The following is a 16,341-nucleotide window of genomic DNA, read 5'->3' on the forward strand; positions in this document are numbered from 1 at the left end:
AAAGAAAAAGTATGAATATCAAGGAGAATTATCAACAATATGTAAGCCGATATGCTTCTGAGGTGGCTGCCCTGAAGCGTAAGAATACGGGATTTATAACGGGCGAGCTACTGGCTTTCGGCGGCATCCTCGCCTTCCTGATCTGCTATTTCGCATTGGATGGGGATACGCAGAACTATCTGTTGGGGGCGGTGTTGTGCCTGATTGCCTATCTGGGTATCAGACGACTTGACGACAAAAATAAGGAGAAGATAGAGCATCTTTCGGCTTTGCTCAAGGTTTATCAGGACGAAATCAAGGCTTGGGAGGGCGATTTCTCACCTTTCGAAACGGGCGATTCCTATCAGAATCCGCAGCATCCTTATTCCTTCGACCTCGATGTCTTCGGCAAGAGTTCGCTGTTCAACCGCATCTGCCGAACCATCACATCGGGCGGTTCGGAGGCACTCGCCAGGAATCTTACCCGGGAAACGCCTCTGAATATGGAGGATATCAAAAGAAGAAGGGATTTGCAGAAGGAATTGGCGGGAGAAGGCGAAAACTGGCGAATGGAATTCCTGGCACTTGGCGAAAAGAACAGAAGCCAAAATGCGGATGGCAAAATGGTGCATGGCAAGATGAAGAAGATTGATTCTGCTGCGGTGGTGGATGCGATGCAGAAGGTTTCGAAGATGGAGGTGCCGGCATGGTTTGGATCTCCGGTTTCTCTCGTTATCGGATGGATGATGATTATCGGAGTCATCGGTTCCGTGATTTTATCGATATGCGATATGGTTTCGGTGGATTTTGCCCTGTGGTGGGTGTTGGTTCAATACATGGTGGTGTTCTTCGTCTGCAAGCAGACACTTGATAAGATAGACAGCAATGGCGGCAAGCTTCGCCATCAGCTCATCGCCTATGCCCAGATACTCCAGCTTATCAACAGGCGCAATTTCCATAGCGAATTAGGCAAGGAGATGCAGAATTCCCTGGCAGATGCCCTGCCTTCCTTTGCCCAACTGGAAAAGATATTGAAGGGGTATGACAGAAGAGGCAACTTCCTGGGTCTTTTCTTCACCGATGCCTTCATGCTGAGCGATTTCTTCCTGGTTCGCAGTTTCCTGAAATGGAAGAATACCTATATGATGAAGATGGAGGAATGGATGCATATCATCAGCGAGATGGATGCGATGGTTTCGATGGCGAATTTCAGATATAATCATCCGGAGGCGGAAGAGGCGGAATTTGTTTCGGGAAGTCCGGAAGCAGATACAGATAGCAATGTTTCTGAAAATGCAAGAATCGGAAGTCCGGAAATCGTGTTCGAGGGTAAGAATCTCTATCATCCTTTCCTGGGTGCCAAGGCGGTGAAGAACGATTTCACCATCAAGGACGACAACTATTATATCATCACCGGAGCCAATATGGCGGGAAAGAGTACCTTCCTGCGTTCGCTGGGCGTGAACTATATCCTGGCGATGGCGGGTATGCCGGTGTTTGCGGATCAGCTGAAGATTTCCCGTTTCAGATTGTTCTCGAGTATGAGAACCACCGATGATTTGACGCATGGCATCTCTTATTTCAATGCAGAATTGATTAGATTGGAGGAGCTTCTGAAGTTCTGCAAGGAAAGTGCAGAGGGAAAGTTCTGCAAAGAAAGTATAGCGGGCAATAAGGAATCACTCCGAACGCTGATTATTCTGGATGAGATTCTGAAAGGAACGAATTCATTGGATAAGCTGAATGGTTCGAGAAAGTTCCTCGAAGCCATTGCCAAACAGCCGGTGAGCGGCATCATTGCTACCCACGATTTGGAACTTTCCAAGATGGAGAATGATGCATCAGGAAAATTCCACAACTATTGTTTCGAGATAGATTTGGGCACAGATGTTACCTATACTTATAAGATACAGAAGGGTGTGGCAAGAAACCAGAATGCCACCTTCTTACTGAATAAGATTCTGGAGAAATATTAATAGGGCAAGAGTATTACCCTATTAGTATTTCTGCATACATAAAGAACATTCTTGATTGCTGCGGATTACAAATCCGCAGAGCTTCAATAGGTTAGGACATTTTTTAACGCCGGATTTCAAATCCGGCGGAACGCCTAACGGACAAGAATTTCGGCAGACATCCTTCCCGATAGGCGTCCCGGCGGATTTGAAATCAAGTTCGCAATCCCGATAGGCGTCCATGCCCGTTAGGCGTCCCGGCGGATTTGAAATCCGCCGTAAAAAAGGTTCGACCTATTAAAACCGGGGGATTTGTAATCCCCCATACATAAATTACATGTTACAGCTCAACGCTATCCAGGCGGAATTTCAGCAAGCCGGCTGGTACCTTTACCATTACCTCATCACCAGCCTTCTTACCCAGAAGGGCCTTGGCAATAGGCGACTTGATAGAGATTTTTCCACTATGCAAATCAGCCTCGTGAGGATTTACGATAACATAACTCATGCTGCACTTGTTGGCGAGATTGGTAATCTTAATCTTGCTCAACAAGCCAACGGTATCACTCTTCAATCGAGACTTGTCGATGACACGGGCATTCTCCAAAACCTTCTGCTTGAAACTGATGCGGCTCAACAGTTTGCCCTGCTCACGCTTGGCAGCATGATACTCGAAATTCTCACTGAGGTCGCCCTTGTCGCGAGCCTCAGCTATCGCATCGCGAACGGCTGGCAACTCTACGTTAACCATGTGTTGAAGTTCGGCCACGAGCTCATCGTAGCCTTCTTGAGACATATATTCCATTTTTCCTATTTTCTTAATTATCTATTATCTTATTGTTCTTAAGAATGATGATTTTTAATTTCGGGGTGCAAAGTTACTAGTAAAACATGAAATCACCAAACTTTTTTAGTGAAAAAGTTGAGAATCCTTCGTTTTTGCCAATGGCAAAGGCTTTTCAAATCATTATTTTTAGGTATTGCAGAGGTCGGAAAATACCACTAACTTTGCAACCCAATTATAAAACATTAAAAGAAAAGATAATGAGAGATAAAAAGAACAAACATTTTACTTGGAAGAAATACCACCGATGGTTCGGACTTATACTATCCGTCTTCATGCTGGTATTCTGCGTATCGGGCATCATCCTGAACCATCGCCAGCTCTTTGCCGATTGCGATGTAAGCAGGAGCATTTTGCCTCCGGCTTATCATATCCAGAACTTCAATAACGGCGTTATCAAGGGTTCCATCAGGATTGATGGGCATGCAGATTTAGCATCAGCTGGTGGAATCAAGGCATCTGATGATTCCGTTTTGGCTTATGGCTACGGTGGCATCTGGCTTACGGATGCAAAGATGAAAAGCTGGAAAAACTTTAACAAGGGATTACCCAAGAACGTGGATGGCAGGAATATCCGAAATATGGTACAGACGAAAAACGGAGAAATCTGGTGTGCAGCCACGATGGATGTTTATCGCTTCAACGGAAAGGAATGGAGAAGATTTCCATTACCCGACAATCATGAGCGAATCGCTGATATAGCATTAACCAAAGACAGCACGAGCCTCATCGCCATGACCCGCTCTGCTGTTTATGAAATATCCGGTAAGAAGACGGATGCAGTCAACGAAAAGACGGATGCTGCCAACGAAAAGACGGATGCTATCAGCGAAAAGACGAATGTTACCCGCAAAATCATCGGTCAACCAGAAGGATTTATCCCAAAAGTTACCCTCTTCAAAACCGTATGGAATCTGCATAGCGGTGCTTTCTTCGGGTTAACCGGAAGATTGGTGGTGGATGCCATCGCCATCGTGCTCATCATCCTCTCTATAACGGGCATCATCCTTTTCATTCTGCCTTACCGTATTCGCCGACAGAAGCGCTTGCAGGCAAGAGAAAAGATGCAGAAGCTTGGCAAGCAGATGGTTTTCAATGCAAAATGGCATAATAAATTAGGATACACGACTATCATCCTTACACTTTGGCTAGCGATAACAGGTATGTGTCTCCGTCCACCATTGATGATACCTCTGGCAATGAACAAAACCACAGAAAAGGTGAAGGATGGGAATGTCTGGCACGATAAGCTTCGCGCCATCCGATGGGATGCAGCAGAGGGCAATTGGCTTGTTTCTACCTCTGAAGGATTCCTGAGAGTGGATGAGCATTTCCTGCATCAACCTACCTTATTAAATAAGGAGAAGGCACCAAAGGTAAGTCCGATGGGAGTTACCGTTTTCGAGAGCGACGGCAAGGGTGGTTGGCTGGTTGGTTCTTTCAGCGGCATGTTTCGATGGTATCCGGAAAAGAATCTGATTGTGGATTATTTCACGGGGAAACAGAATATCGAAAAGTCGATGATTCCGATTTCAAACCATCTGGTTAGCGGTTATTCTCGGGATTTCTTTGATGGAAAAGAGGTGGTTTTCGATTATAGCAAAGGGGCGAGCTTAGGTGAAACAGCATCTACCCCCGAGTTGCTTTCTGCCACCCCCATGTCGCTTTGGAATGTGGCTTTAGAACTTCACGTGGGCAGATGCTATTCTCCGCTTTTAGGTCCTCTTTCCGACCTCTTCGTATTCATCTCCGGTTTGCTGATAACGCTGGTTTTGCTTTCCGGCTATATTATTCTGCATCGGCGAAAGAAGAAGAAGAAGAGCCCCAAACTTCCTCAGAAATCTCTCTAACCAAATCAATCTTTGCCCATTGCTCAGCATCGGTCAGTTTATTGCCAATCTCGCAAGAGGCAAAACCGCATTGAGGACTGAGACTTAAGCGATTGAGAGAAATATACTTGGCAGCTTCGTGGATTCTGGCGATAACCGTAGCCTTATCCTCCAACACTGGAGATTTGGAGGTTACCAAACCCAGAACCACCTTCTTGCCATCTGCCACATATTTCAATGGCTCGAAACCGCCCGAACGCTCATCATCATACTCCAGATAGAAGGTATCTACATCTTCATGAGCGAAAAGATAAGGAGCTACGGCATCGTAGGCACCCTTGGTGGCATAGCAGGAATGATAATTGCCACGGCATACGTGGGTGTTGATGGTCAACCCCTCCGGTTTGCCCTCGATGGCAAGGTTGTTCACCTTCAGATATTGCAGGGCTTCCTGCTCTAGGGTGAACCCTGTGCCCACCTTGGCCTTCCAGTAATCGCTATCCACAATCATTCCCCAGGTGCAATCATCCAGCTGGATGGTGCGGCAACCGGCTGCATAAATCTCCTGGAAGAAGGTGCGATAAGCCTGGGCAATATCCTCAATCAGCTGGGTGGTGTTAGGATAGAACTTGCGGGTGTTCTCGGCATTCTTGCCACGAAACAGTTCGGCAAGAAACTGTGCAGGAGCCGGAACCGTCTGCTTTGCCTCGAAGATATATTCGCCCTTGGCATCCAACTCCTCAAACTGCTTCACAAACAGGAAATCCTTGATAAAAGGATGATTCTCGCCGGTAATCTTGCCGGTCAGTTGGATAGAACCCTTGGTTGTCTCCTCGCCATGAAACTGGTAGCCATGCTCCAGTTCGATATGTTCCACACCATTGAATCCCCACATAAAGTCGAGATGCCAATAGCTGCGGCGGAACTCGCCATCGGTGATATAAGGCAGGCGATGCGCCTTCTGCTGCATGATGACCTCAGTAATCAGGCGGTCTTCGATGCTGCGAAGGTCGGTGGCAGAAATCTTGCCATCAGCAAACTTGGCTCTTGCTTCCTTCAACTCTGCAGGGCGCAAATAGCTGCCCACTGCCTCAAAATGTATATTTCTTACGTTACTCATTATTTTATCTCCTATATTTTTAAATGGTGAATGACTCTTAATTTGCCATGATGAATGACTCTTGATTTGCCATTATCTGATGATGAATGGCTCTTTGCATCCGGAATTGCGAGTGCAAAGGTAAGAAGAAGAATTTTATCTGCCAAATATTCTTCGTAATTCAGAAAAATATGCTATCTTTGCAGCGTATTTAGCAAAATCGCAGAATATTATTCTGCAAAAATGAATAAAATCAGTAATAAAGGAACAATGGCTACAGAAGAAAATCTCGACGAAATCGACATCAAGATACTCAAGTTGTTGCAGCAGAACTCCCGACTCACCGTGAAGGAACTTGCCGCAAGAGTACACCTCTCCCCTTCTCCCACCTTCGAACGGCAGAAGCGACTGGAGCGTGAGGGATACATCCAGCGATATGGAGCGATAGTGGATCATCACAAGATGGGACACAACGTGATTGTGCTCTGCAATATCCGATTGAAGCAGCACACCCACGACTTGATTCAGCAATTCATGGATACCGTGCAAACCATCGACCAGATAACGGAGTGCTACAATACCACTGGTGATTACGACTTCCAAATCAAGGTGTATGCCCACGATATGAAGGATTATCAGGATTTCATGCTCAACACCCTGGGAAACATCGACTGCATCGGAAGCCTCCACAGCATCATCGTGATTGGCGAAATCAAGGATTCGCATTATATCCCTGTAAATAAGAAAAAAGAAGAGATAGAATTGAAAAGATAAATTTGAAGGAGAAAGAATTATGTTTTGGAAAAAGATCATCATCCTATGCCTTGCCATCCCCCTGCTTTTCAGCCTTCCATCCAAGGCGCAGAAGCCAGGAGATATCGTCAGCGAACAAACCATCAGACAACGGGGAGAGAAGCATTTCTTCTCCATTTCCCCTATCCCTGATGACATTTTCCACTTGATGAAAGGAAAGACATATAAGCAGAACTGCACCGTGGCAAGAAGCGAATTGCGATACCTGCGATGCCTCCACGTGGATAAGGACGGCAGGAAGATAGTGGGCGAAATGGTGGTAAACAAGGCGATAGCGACAGATGTGCTCGCTATTCTCAAAAGACTCTACGAGGCTCAATATCCGATAGAGCGGATGAGACTCATCGACTATTGGGATGCAGACGACGAAAGAGCGATGAGAGCCAACAACTCCTCCAGTTTCAACTTCCGTTTCATCTCGCATACCCATACCGTATCGAAGCATGGCAAAGGACTAGCCATTGATATCAACACACTCTATAACCCTTACCACAAACGACTGAAAAACGGCAAGGATGTGGTGGAGCCTGCCACTGGCCGCCCCTACCTCGACCGCAGCAAGCATCATGTTTATATGATTAAGAAGGGCGACCTCTGCTACCGCCTCTTCAAGGCGAAAGGATTTAGATGGGGAGGCGACTGGAAACACAGCAAGGATTACCAGCACTTCGAGAAATAAGAATTCCCGATAAGATTTTGAGAAAAGACATTAAAGAAGACATAAAAAAGGCTATGCCCACGTTGTATCCCCTAAATAACAACTATTGGCATAGCCTTTAATTACCCTTCATTATCTTTTTTATTTTTATAATGAAATACAATTCAATCTTTTCTAACCTAATATAGAGAATTATTTAGTTATACCAAATTGAATTATAATCTCTACGTTCATCTTCCTCATTATAGAGGTTTTCGTACTCAAGGTTTTTTGCCTCAAAGGCTTCACGTGTTTGTTTCATAATAGTACCTCCTATCTTCTTATTTATAAACCCATTATTGTTTTCATTGGCAAAAATAGTAAAAAAACAAATAGGTCATGTCAATATTTCAGAAAACTTTTGTAATTTTGCACAGTGGGAGCAAAAAGTACAAAACTCTCGCTCCATCATACCATATTTTACATCTTTAAAAAGAAGCGTCATGAAGATATTGCATGTCTTACGGATTCATAAAATCAAGTGGCGACATTGGTTACTTTTAGCATTGTTCCTCCTCGTCACCCTTACCAAGATGATTTCTCTTTGGGGATTCCTCTATACCACTCGCATCTATCCGGTTATCGGAAAGCTGCTCTCTCCCGTTTCCGGAATCATTCCTTTTGCTGTAGGCGATATTTTCATCGCTCTCAGTATCGCATGGGTTATTCTCTATCCGATATACGAGATAGGATGGAGAAAGAAAAAGGGTGTTTTCGGAAGAGTGATAGAGTATCTGCTTTGGGTATACGTATGGTTTTACATGGCTTGGGGATTGAACTATTCTCAGCCGAACATCTATAATAGAATAGGTATGAAGCCCGTAGAAGTAAGCGAAGCCAAATTCAAGGCATTTGCCTACCAATATGCTGATACGCTCAACCGGTTAAGTGAAGAACGAAGAGTGAAGAGTGAAAAAATCAATAGTATTGTGGATGATGATTTGAAGAATCGGGTGAAAGATGCGATACTGACAGAATATAATAAAATAGGATATCAGGAAGGTATCAACCCACCTTTTAACCAGAACCCACATGTGAAGACGATGGTATTCACCCCACTCAGTTCTATGGCAGGCGTCACCGGAAGCATGGGTCCTTTCTTCTGCGAATTTACGCTGAACGGAGATATTCGCTCTCATGACTATCCTGCCACATACGCTCACGAATTTGCCCATTTCCTGGGAGTGGCAAACGAAGGAGAGGCGAATTTCTACAGTTATATCGTATGCACCGCATCAGAAGATAAAGCGGTTAGATTCAGTGGATACTACCACATTTTCTTCCATGTATTAAATAATGTATTCAATATTCTTGGTAAAAAGGAGGGCGAGAAATTCCTAAAGCACATCCGACCGGAGATTATACAACTGGCAAAAAACGACCGCTGCTATTGGATCAGCAAGCGATGCAAGGCGTTGGATTCCGCTCAGGATTTCATCTTCGACCTCTACCTCAAAGGCAATCATGTGGCGGAAGGTAGAAAGAGCTATTCGGGCGTTATCGGCTTGATACTGGCTTGGAATGAAAAGAAAGAAACGATTCTGAAATACAAAAGCAAGAAACGATTCTGAAATACAAAAATTCAAGAAACTGAGATAATACAAAAGCAAGAAACTGAGATAATACAAAAGACGGTTGGTCAACATTTTTGAACCAACCGTCATTCGCATATACCTGAATAGAAAGTAAAATCTTAAATTTGCTTTGCGTTTCTAAAGACGTTTCTGAAAAAACACATTATTTCTTCTCTATCCTTGTTGACCTAGCTTTTTTCCAGGCATAGGCTTACCATCCTTTCCCATACCCTTGCGAGGTTTCTTCTGAGCAAATCGCTTCATCATCTGACGTTCTATCTCATAAACACGCTGAATCTGCTGCTGAGTCAGGAACTGAGAATACTTCTTGTAGTATTTCTGACGGATGTTGAGAATCTTCTCGCTCATCTCGAAGCGCTGCTTAATCTCCTGCTCTGTCTGAGCATCGGATTTCATTTCCCCCTTCTTGTGATGAGGACGAGGTCCTAATGCCCAAACCTCTTTCTGGAACTGGGTATAGGTGTCGATAAATTTAGAACTGGTCTTGTCATCAAGACCCAAATCGTGAGCAATATATTGTGCCTGCTTTTCAGCCAGCTGTTCACGAGAGAGGCGCTGCTTCTGATTAGGCGCCTGTGCACATACACTTGTAGAAACGGTCATCATTGCGACAACCATCATCAAAATACCTAAAATCTTTTTCATAATTCACCTTAATTTATATATTATAGAATCTATTAATTATATTCTTGAATCCGTTTATTCATCAAGAAAGACATCCTCCTGATAAACACTGAGCAAATAAGCCTGATCAGCAGAAGATAACTGAGCGAAAGCCTGATCTACCGCTTGCATCTCATTATCTGCCTGAGATGGCAGAGAAGAATGAGGCGCAGCGAAATCGATGTGGAGTATCAGGAGTACTGCCACCGATGCTGCCACTGCCATTGCAGCCGCCCATATCACCTTCATCAGAGGTCGCTTCTTCGGCTGTATCCCGACAGGTTTCGGTTTGTTATCCTTCACCTGTTCTAGGATATTGGCTTCCATCTCCTTGAAGAATCCTTCTGGCGTTGAGTAAGGCATCCGCTTACCCACCTGGTCGAAGTTGAATTTCCCGGTTTTATTGAAATCAAAATTTGTATCCATATTCTTTTCCATTTTGAATAACCATTAAAAACTCACAGAACTCTCACTTAATCGTTCGAATTCATGTACTTGATAATTTTCTCTTTGGCAACATGATAACTTGCCTTGATACTGGTTGGTGTAGAATCCGCAATCTTGGCAATCTCATCGAACCCGAGTTCATCGTAATATCGAAGGTTGAATGCCAACTGCTGCTTGGGCGGAAGCAAAAGAATAGCCTTCTGCAGTTTCACCGCCACCTTATCATCAAAGTCGATATAATCATCACCTTGAATCAGGTTGACACCTGTGGTTTCCGATTCTATGGAAACAACTTCCTGTCTCCGTTTGCTGATAATCCTAAGAGCCTCATTTGTGGCTATGCGATAAATCCAGCTTCTTAAAGAGCAATCGCCCCGATAGTTGCCGAACGAGCGATAGATTCTCACGAAGGTTTCTTGCGAAGCATCCTGTGCATCATCGTGCGAAACCACCAGTCGGCGAATATGCCAATATACGCTTTCCTGATATTTCGCCATCAGCATCCGAAATCCGTTCTGTGGATTTTCCTTCAGCAGTTCCATAATGCCATTGTCATTTATACTCATATTCGTTTATTTTCATGAACGTTACGATTATATGACCATTCTAAATGGGAAAAGTAAAAAGGCGGGATACATTTTTTTTCGATACCAGCTTAATTTTTCCTTCTCTTTTCTCTTTTAATATCATAGAGAAGAGAAAAAAAGGAGCTATTCCTCTGGTTTCTCAAAGAAAAAGTATATATTTGCAATCGAATTGCGGATATCAAAAAGATATATCGATATGAAGAAAGAAAAGAATTTTTCAGACACTGATTTTTCAAAGAAGAAGGCATTAGAAAGTTTATCGGATGATGAGATTCTGCAGGGCTTCAAGGATGCCGATGCCAGAATCGTAAGGGAGTATTACTACGGATACTGCCGGGTGGCTTATTGCATCTACGATAAGCGATATGACCTGCAGAACAAGCCGGGCATGGACTTCTTCTCGCTGGCTCACGAATACTATCTCTATCTCTGCGAACACGACTTCAAACCGCTGGAAGACCGGAAGCCGAGCATGTCGCTCAAAACCTGGATGGTGAATGGTTTCCGATTCCTGCTGCTGGATAAACTGAAGGAAGTGGTAAAGGAGCATCGCTTCGAGAGTTTCGAAGCACGGCAGGAAAGCCGCAAGATGCAGTTTGACGTGACCGACAACCAGTTTGAGCATGATCTTTATCAGACGATAGAAGACATCGGCAATTTCTATTATGGCAGAGACAGCAAGAACAGCATCATCCTGAAGATGCTCTATATAGAGGGATTCAGGGGCAAGGACGTAGCCGCCCAGTTGGGCATATCCCATTCAGCCGTCACCCAGCGTTGCCAGAAGATGATGCACGATGTGGTGATTCCTTATTTCAAGAGATACTTCGACGCATCGGAATACGGAAGCTACCTGTCGTTCAGCGAAGAAGATACATCAGTTTCAAGTGCTCCGAAGATGTCGATGCCGAGAATGATGTCCGAATGCAAGTGCTGCGAGGAATCGGCAGATAATGGCAATAACATATTTAATAATAAGAATAATATGGAAGATATGAAGAAGGGAAGAATCACTCCTCGCTGGATTGATTCATTAAAGGAGAACGAGATATTTGTATTTGGCAGCAATCTGGCTGGCATGCATGGTGGTGGTGCTGCCCGCATTGCCCGATTACACTTCGGTGCCGTCATGGGCAAGGGCGTTGGCTTGCAAGGACAGAGTTACGCCATCCCTACAATGCAGGGCGGCGTGGAAACCATCCGTCCATACGTGGAGGAATTCATTATCTTTGCCCATCAGCATCCCGATCTTCATTTCCTGGTAACCCCAATAGGTTGCGGCATCGCCGGTTTCGAAGCCGAAGACATCGCCCCATTGTTCAAGAGCGCAAAGAAGATGAAGAACATCAGCTTGCCGGAGAGTTTCTGGGAGGTGATAGAGTAAGTAAGCCCGTAACTATACGGGTAAAATATCCACAATAAACAAAACAACTATGGGAGTCGATGTTTCACATATTATAAGAACTGATTTTCGCAATACAGAAGATCGCAACGCTGCTTGGAAATTCATCTTACAGACAGTTAAGATGTTTAAAAAAGCACTAGATATAAAAGCAGATGAAGAAGAGTGGGGATTGAATAAAGAAGAAATGAGTTTTATCCTCCCTGAATGGGATTGGGAATTTTCTCTACGAAAAGGATTCTGGGTAATAGAATCCTTTGACCATTATTGTCAAATTGTTATGCATAGAGGTCGATATTTCTGGCTACGAGACGATGTATATGAAATTAGCAAATTGCTAGGACAAGAAGAGGCTTGGTACGCTATGGAACACCTCACTTGGAATGGTGGTCCCACAGAAGACCTCGACTGTACTTTTGAAGATTGGCTAGATTTTGCCATCAAAAAGAACAACGGCATTGTCCCTGAGTTTGATAGCAAACTTATCATCGCTCAAGACGATTCCAACGAATACGAGATTCTTTATCATGATGATTTCAAAGATATCAAATTATATAAGGCAGAATTGGAAAACAACAAGCAATCCCATAATATCCCAAACGAATATAAACCATCAGTAAATGAAGTTGAGAAATATCTCTACAGATGGGATCGTTTAGCTAACTATGTCGAACAAGAAAGAGCTTTAGATAAACTTTTCTTAGTTTTATGCAATAAGAATATTGATCAGTATGAAATTTTACTCAAGTGCTCAACATTGAATGATTTCTACAGTACCAACATTTACGACATTTATTCAGTAGCACTGCACATCCTTTTCATCAAGGATTTAGACTACAGATTAGCTAAAGGCGATTTGTCCTTGGTTGAAGAAATCGCACATGTCAAAGTCGGAAGGGATCAAGTTGAACGAACATTCTATTCGTTTGCTACAAAATACTGCAGTCATCATCAACCATCAAAATATGCCATATATGATAATTATGTAGAAAAGGTTTTGATTTTTTTCAAAAATAGAGATCATTTCTGTGATTTTAAAAACAAAGATTTAAAGGATTATCCTAAGTTCATATCTGTTATCAAGCAATTTATGGCATATTATAAATTATCAAAGTTCACTCTGAAAGAAATTGATAAATACTTATGGCAGTTAGGCAAAGAATATTATAACAAAACGCAAAAGAAGAAGAAGTGATTATGTTAGGAGCAATGATAGGAGATATTGCTGGCTCAAAATATGAGTTCAACAATACGTTTGATTATGATTTCGAGATGTTCGGCGAGGGATGCGACTTCACCGATGATACCATCTGTACGGTAGCGGTAGCTGATGCGATACAGAACGGACGAAGCTATCAGGAAAGCCTGCTGGATTGGTGCCGCCGTTATCCTTCTCCAAAAGGAGCGTATGGCGGAAGATTCGCGGGGTGGATTCGTTCTCTTGATCCACAGCCATATAATAGTTTTGGCAATGGTTCGGCAATGCGAGTATCACCGGTGGCTTGGCTATTCGATGACCTGTCGCAGGTTTTGGAAGAGGCAGAGAAAACGGCTCTTCCTACTCATAACCATCCCGAAGGAATCAAGGGAGCCAAAGCCGTGGCTCATGCCATCTGGCATTTCCGCAAGAGTAATTTTTCAGAGGATTATAAGGAGTGTAAGGATGAGAAATCTAAAGAATATGATGATGAAGCAATGAAAGCCTTCAAGAATATTGCACGCAGCTATTATGAGGATTTCGATACACGAGAGTATCCGAAAGGCAAGTTCGATGAAACCTGCATGGATGCCGTACCATTATCCTTCTATCTCCTCTCGCAAGCCTCATCCTTCGAGGATGCCATCCGCCTTGCCATATCTCATGGCGGCGATAGCGATACCATCGGAGCCATCGTTGGCTCCATAGCCGAAGCCCGCTTCGGTATTCCGCAAGAAATAAAAGAGAAGGCTATGAACTATCTCTCTAAGGACATGACAAGAATATACCAACAATTTAAAGCCAACAATGAAATAAAGAAAATAGATAAAAAATACAAGAAATAGTTGTTCGCAAGCGAAATTTTCTTACCGACTTTCATCGCCAAAACACATTAAATGCTCTTAAGGAGGTTAAGGAAATGCTAAACCATTCATATACCAGAGAACAAAAATTGGAGCAGATTGAAAAGATTCATGCTCAGAGCCAACGCAATAAATAAAGCCCTCAACATTATAAATAAAGACATAGGTATAAGTGCTCAATGTACTTGTACCTATGCTTTCATTTTCTAAAATCTCTTATTAAGGAATTCAGCTAATCACTCATATTAGCAAATGGCCGTTTTCCCTCATGGCTCAATTTAAACGCTTGAATCATTCGCCGCTCAACCATCCTTGAATTTTCCAAAGTCTCTGCCCAGCAAATCACAAAATCATCAACATCTGTCATTTGCCAAATCGCTCTTCCTCCTCCATGCGAAGCTCGCTTTCCTTGACCAAACCTCATGTATGAACGCAAACGACTTCTCATATTCGTTGATTTTCCTATATACAAAATACAGGTTCCGTTAACATATTGTTCTTGTAAATAAGATAGTGAATAACAAGGAGAATCATTTGGAACTTTCACATAACCTCCTAAACTAGAAATACTAAATATCGGTTGTTGGTTATTCCTCCTCAACACTAGGTACACACCATTAGAAGAAGGGACTTCTGAACAACTCTCTTTTAATTCACGAATGGTTTTAAACCCTTTGAATTGCAACGTACAATCCAATACTTTTGATATTTCAGCAACCATATCTACATTATTTTTATTATAGTGATAACTTTTGCTTGCACTATTTGCTTTTACTGTGTTATTGTTCAAAAAGACATCATCTATAAAAGCGCCAAAAGCACCCAAGAGCATTATAATATGTACACCAAGTAAAAGCAACAATTCAGCCTTTGTTATATCATCATATCTTATACCATAATATATTACAGATAAAGGCAATATTACAGAATAAGTCCATAATATTTTATTATACCATTTTCTAGAAAATGCATATTTTCCACCTTCATTTGGATGGAAAATCAAATATAATCCCACAAAAGGGAATAGCATTAATCTTAATAGGCAACCACCCATTACAACAGTTTGAATAAACTTGTTTGAAATATTCCAAGAGTATCCATTAATATTTCCCTTTGAATCTTGGTAAACCTTCATATCTCTACCTCCATTTTTTCTGCAAAAATACAAAAAGTTTTAGAATAATCCTATTTTTCTGCTTATTTTTCTCATTTTGTATAGAAGGAAAGAGAAATAATTTGTTTTTTTCGAAAAATAGTCTTAACTTTGCCCCACATTAATAAAGAAAATTATGCAAATGCAAGAATATCAATTGGATTTCGTAACCTATTGCGTTGGCAACTTAGCCGACCGATTGAACATGAGTGCCAATAAGGTATATAAGATGTTACGGTCAACAGATATCTTAAATGGCTATATGATACCCTGCTATGATGTGCTCCATACTTTCGGCAAGGAATACATCATGGACGATTTGATTAACTTGTTAAAGAAACGAGGAGCATTGAAATAAGTCAGATGAAATAATATAAGGAGGGACTTTCATGGAAGCAAACAAGACAATACTTCAAATGAAATATGCTCGCATAGTACCTATCTTTGCAGAGCAAACAGGCATTACGTTGGAAGATGCTCTAGATTTCTTTTATACTTCTTCTATTTATCAGATGATGAATGAAGGCATTGCTGATATGCATTGCAGAAGCGATGGATATTTGGCGAATTTAGTAAAAGAAGAGTGGAAAAATAAAATTGCATAGATTCCTAATTCACACTACAGCGTATTCTGCCGAAAGATATGAGAGAAATATCGGTAAGAATAAAGAGTTGCCACTAGACTCAGCAAAGCTGCTGACTGCAGTCAGCAGACCTGCCGACTAGGCTCGGCAGACCTGCTGAGCCTAGTGACAACTGCTGAGAAGGTATCTTCTGGAACCCAAGGAGTAATGTCTTTCAACTCACGAAGACGCTTGCATCAACCTATAGAGTCGACTCCTTTATTCCATCGAGCCGACTCCGTCATCCAGTAGAACCGACTCATTCTGCTAAATCAACCCTATCTACAACCTTCTCCAGGCAGTTAATCGCTTTGATACTGCTTATCAGAAATCGTGGTCACAATAGCACTCAGCTTCTGCATTTTCTCCACATTTATTTCCTGCACATAAAAGTTTTTTGTGAGAAAAGTATCAAAGTATCATTATTTAGAGAAAATAACGTTCTAAACATCTGATACATTGCGACATACAAAAATGAGACTTTCGAAATATTTTACAGAAAAGTATCATCGAAGTATCATAAAATTGCAAGAAGTATCGTAAGCGGCTCCGCGTTTATACCATTGTAGTCTTCTCTTTTGTTCGTACCTTTGC

The 16,341-nt window shown here is 42.4% G+C and carries 16 protein-coding genes; 10 read left to right on the forward strand and 6 right to left on the reverse strand.

What is annotated here, in order from left to right:
- Positions 1 to 11: 11 nt before the first annotated feature.
- The gene (locus F7D73_RS02260; RefSeq protein WP_153122094.1) at positions 12 to 1,955 is read left to right on the forward strand and encodes a MutS-related protein; all 1,944 of its coding nucleotides are present in this window, start codon (positions 12 to 14) and stop codon (positions 1,953 to 1,955) included.
- A 319-nt stretch (positions 1,956 to 2,274) separates the two neighbouring features.
- On the opposite strand, the gene greA is transcribed toward F7D73_RS02260, so the two are convergent.
- A complete protein-coding gene (gene greA / locus F7D73_RS02265) occupies positions 2,275 to 2,739 on the reverse strand; it encodes a transcription elongation factor GreA (protein ID WP_089544955.1) in 465 nt (154 codons plus the stop codon).
- A gap of 239 nt (positions 2,740 to 2,978) precedes the next feature.
- Between greA and F7D73_RS02270 the strand changes: the two genes are divergently transcribed.
- Positions 2,979 to 4,628, forward strand: a complete 1,650-nt coding sequence (locus F7D73_RS02270; protein WP_194256820.1) for a PepSY-associated TM helix domain-containing protein — start codon at positions 2,979 to 2,981, stop codon at positions 4,626 to 4,628.
- On the opposite strand, the gene F7D73_RS02275 is transcribed toward F7D73_RS02270, so the two are convergent.
- A complete protein-coding gene (locus F7D73_RS02275) occupies positions 4,567 to 5,727 on the reverse strand; it encodes a 5-methyltetrahydropteroyltriglutamate--homocysteine S-methyltransferase (RefSeq protein WP_153122096.1) in 1,161 nt (386 codons plus the stop codon). The genes F7D73_RS02270 and F7D73_RS02275 overlap by 62 nt on opposite strands.
- A gap of 249 nt (positions 5,728 to 5,976) precedes the next feature.
- Here F7D73_RS02275 and F7D73_RS02280 point away from each other — a divergent pair, with 249 nt between their 5' ends.
- The 3 genes from F7D73_RS02280 to F7D73_RS02290 all read left to right on the forward strand — a co-directional run bounded on the left by F7D73_RS02280 (position 5,977) and on the right by F7D73_RS02290 (position 8,787).
- Positions 5,977 to 6,480, forward strand: coding sequence for an Lrp/AsnC family transcriptional regulator (locus F7D73_RS02280; protein WP_153122097.1), 504 nt, complete (start codon positions 5,977 to 5,979; stop codon positions 6,478 to 6,480).
- A 19-nt stretch (positions 6,481 to 6,499) separates the two neighbouring features.
- Entirely contained in the window at positions 6,500 to 7,198 is a 699-nt protein-coding gene (locus F7D73_RS02285; protein WP_153122098.1) for a M15 family metallopeptidase, read from the forward strand.
- Between the two features lie 461 nt (positions 7,199 to 7,659).
- Complete coding sequence (locus F7D73_RS02290) at positions 7,660 to 8,787, forward strand: DUF3810 domain-containing protein (protein ID WP_153122099.1); 1,128 nt, start codon at positions 7,660 to 7,662, stop codon at positions 8,785 to 8,787.
- 177 nt (positions 8,788 to 8,964) lie between these two features.
- On the opposite strand, the gene F7D73_RS02295 is transcribed toward F7D73_RS02290, so the two are convergent.
- The 3 genes from F7D73_RS02295 to F7D73_RS02305 are packed head-to-tail and all read right to left on the reverse strand — an operon-like array spanning position 8,965 to position 10,487.
- Positions 8,965 to 9,456 carry a hypothetical protein gene (locus tag F7D73_RS02295; RefSeq protein ID WP_194256821.1) on the reverse strand — a complete coding sequence of 164 codons (492 nt, stop codon included), beginning with the start codon at positions 9,454 to 9,456 and terminating at the stop codon, positions 8,965 to 8,967.
- Between the two features lie 54 nt (positions 9,457 to 9,510).
- Complete coding sequence (locus F7D73_RS02300; protein WP_153090080.1) at positions 9,511 to 9,900, reverse strand: hypothetical protein; 390 nt, start codon at positions 9,898 to 9,900, stop codon at positions 9,511 to 9,513.
- 47 nt (positions 9,901 to 9,947) lie between these two features.
- Entirely contained in the window at positions 9,948 to 10,487 is a 540-nt protein-coding gene (locus tag F7D73_RS02305) for an RNA polymerase sigma factor (protein WP_153122100.1), read from the reverse strand.
- A 1,006-nt stretch (positions 10,488 to 11,493) separates the two neighbouring features.
- Here F7D73_RS02305 and F7D73_RS16010 point away from each other — a divergent pair.
- Genes F7D73_RS16010 through F7D73_RS02320 form a run of 3 tightly spaced genes read left to right on the forward strand, consistent with a single transcriptional unit; the run spans position 11,494 to position 13,953 of the window.
- Positions 11,494 to 11,892, forward strand: a complete 399-nt coding sequence (locus tag F7D73_RS16010; protein ID WP_118312470.1) for an A1S_2505 family phage non-structural protein — start codon at positions 11,494 to 11,496, stop codon at positions 11,890 to 11,892.
- 49 nt (positions 11,893 to 11,941) lie between these two features.
- Positions 11,942 to 13,105, forward strand: coding sequence for a hypothetical protein (locus F7D73_RS16135; RefSeq protein WP_228117606.1), 1,164 nt, complete (start codon positions 11,942 to 11,944; stop codon positions 13,103 to 13,105).
- A gap of 2 nt (positions 13,106 to 13,107) precedes the next feature.
- Positions 13,108 to 13,953 (forward strand): ADP-ribosylglycohydrolase family protein, encoded by an 846-nt coding sequence (locus F7D73_RS02320; protein WP_153122102.1) that lies wholly within the window; start codon positions 13,108 to 13,110, stop codon positions 13,951 to 13,953.
- Between the two features lie 250 nt (positions 13,954 to 14,203).
- Here F7D73_RS02320 and F7D73_RS02325 read toward each other — a convergent pair whose 3' ends face one another.
- The gene (locus F7D73_RS02325) at positions 14,204 to 15,106 is read right to left on the reverse strand and encodes a hypothetical protein (protein WP_153122103.1); all 903 of its coding nucleotides are present in this window, start codon (positions 15,104 to 15,106) and stop codon (positions 14,204 to 14,206) included.
- A 160-nt stretch (positions 15,107 to 15,266) separates the two neighbouring features.
- Between F7D73_RS02325 and F7D73_RS02330 the strand changes: the two genes are divergently transcribed.
- A complete protein-coding gene (locus F7D73_RS02330; RefSeq protein WP_153122105.1) occupies positions 15,267 to 15,482 on the forward strand; it encodes a DUF3791 domain-containing protein in 216 nt (71 codons plus the stop codon).
- A gap of 31 nt (positions 15,483 to 15,513) precedes the next feature.
- Positions 15,514 to 15,729, forward strand: coding sequence for a hypothetical protein (locus F7D73_RS02335; RefSeq protein WP_022120289.1), 216 nt, complete (start codon positions 15,514 to 15,516; stop codon positions 15,727 to 15,729).
- The last annotated feature ends 612 nt before the right edge of the window (positions 15,730 to 16,341 follow it).

Source organism: Segatella copri (genome assembly GCF_009494395.1).
Classification (GTDB): domain Bacteria; phylum Bacteroidota; class Bacteroidia; order Bacteroidales; family Bacteroidaceae; genus Prevotella.

What these genes read in the sequence shown, in the direction of transcription:
- F7D73_RS02260 (WP_153122094.1), top strand. Translation starts at nt 12, where the DNA reads ATGAATATCAAGGAGAATTATCAACAATATGTAAGCCGATATGCTTCT.
- greA (WP_089544955.1), bottom strand. Translation starts at nt 2,739, where the DNA reads ATGGAATATATGTCTCAAGAAGGCTACGATGAGCTCGTGGCCGAACTT.
- F7D73_RS02270 (WP_194256820.1), top strand. Translation starts at nt 2,979, where the DNA reads ATGAGAGATAAAAAGAACAAACATTTTACTTGGAAGAAATACCACCGA.
- F7D73_RS02275 (WP_153122096.1), bottom strand. Translation starts at nt 5,727, where the DNA reads ATGAGTAACGTAAGAAATATACATTTTGAGGCAGTGGGCAGCTATTTG.
- F7D73_RS02280 (WP_153122097.1), top strand. Translation starts at nt 5,977, where the DNA reads ATGGCTACAGAAGAAAATCTCGACGAAATCGACATCAAGATACTCAAG.
- F7D73_RS02285 (WP_153122098.1), top strand. Translation starts at nt 6,500, where the DNA reads ATGTTTTGGAAAAAGATCATCATCCTATGCCTTGCCATCCCCCTGCTT.
- F7D73_RS02290 (WP_153122099.1), top strand. Translation starts at nt 7,660, where the DNA reads ATGAAGATATTGCATGTCTTACGGATTCATAAAATCAAGTGGCGACAT.
- F7D73_RS02295 (WP_194256821.1), bottom strand. Translation starts at nt 9,456, where the DNA reads ATGAAAAAGATTTTAGGTATTTTGATGATGGTTGTCGCAATGATGACC.
- F7D73_RS02300 (WP_153090080.1), bottom strand. Translation starts at nt 9,900, where the DNA reads ATGGATACAAATTTTGATTTCAATAAAACCGGGAAATTCAACTTCGAC.
- F7D73_RS02305 (WP_153122100.1), bottom strand. Translation starts at nt 10,487, where the DNA reads ATGAGTATAAATGACAATGGCATTATGGAACTGCTGAAGGAAAATCCA.
- F7D73_RS16010 (WP_118312470.1), top strand. Translation starts at nt 11,494, where the DNA reads ATGGAAGATATGAAGAAGGGAAGAATCACTCCTCGCTGGATTGATTCA.
- F7D73_RS16135 (WP_228117606.1), top strand. Translation starts at nt 11,942, where the DNA reads ATGGGAGTCGATGTTTCACATATTATAAGAACTGATTTTCGCAATACA.
- F7D73_RS02320 (WP_153122102.1), top strand. Translation starts at nt 13,108, where the DNA reads ATGTTAGGAGCAATGATAGGAGATATTGCTGGCTCAAAATATGAGTTC.
- F7D73_RS02325 (WP_153122103.1), bottom strand. Translation starts at nt 15,106, where the DNA reads ATGAAGGTTTACCAAGATTCAAAGGGAAATATTAATGGATACTCTTGG.
- F7D73_RS02330 (WP_153122105.1), top strand. Translation starts at nt 15,267, where the DNA reads ATGCAAGAATATCAATTGGATTTCGTAACCTATTGCGTTGGCAACTTA.
- F7D73_RS02335 (WP_022120289.1), top strand. Translation starts at nt 15,514, where the DNA reads ATGGAAGCAAACAAGACAATACTTCAAATGAAATATGCTCGCATAGTA.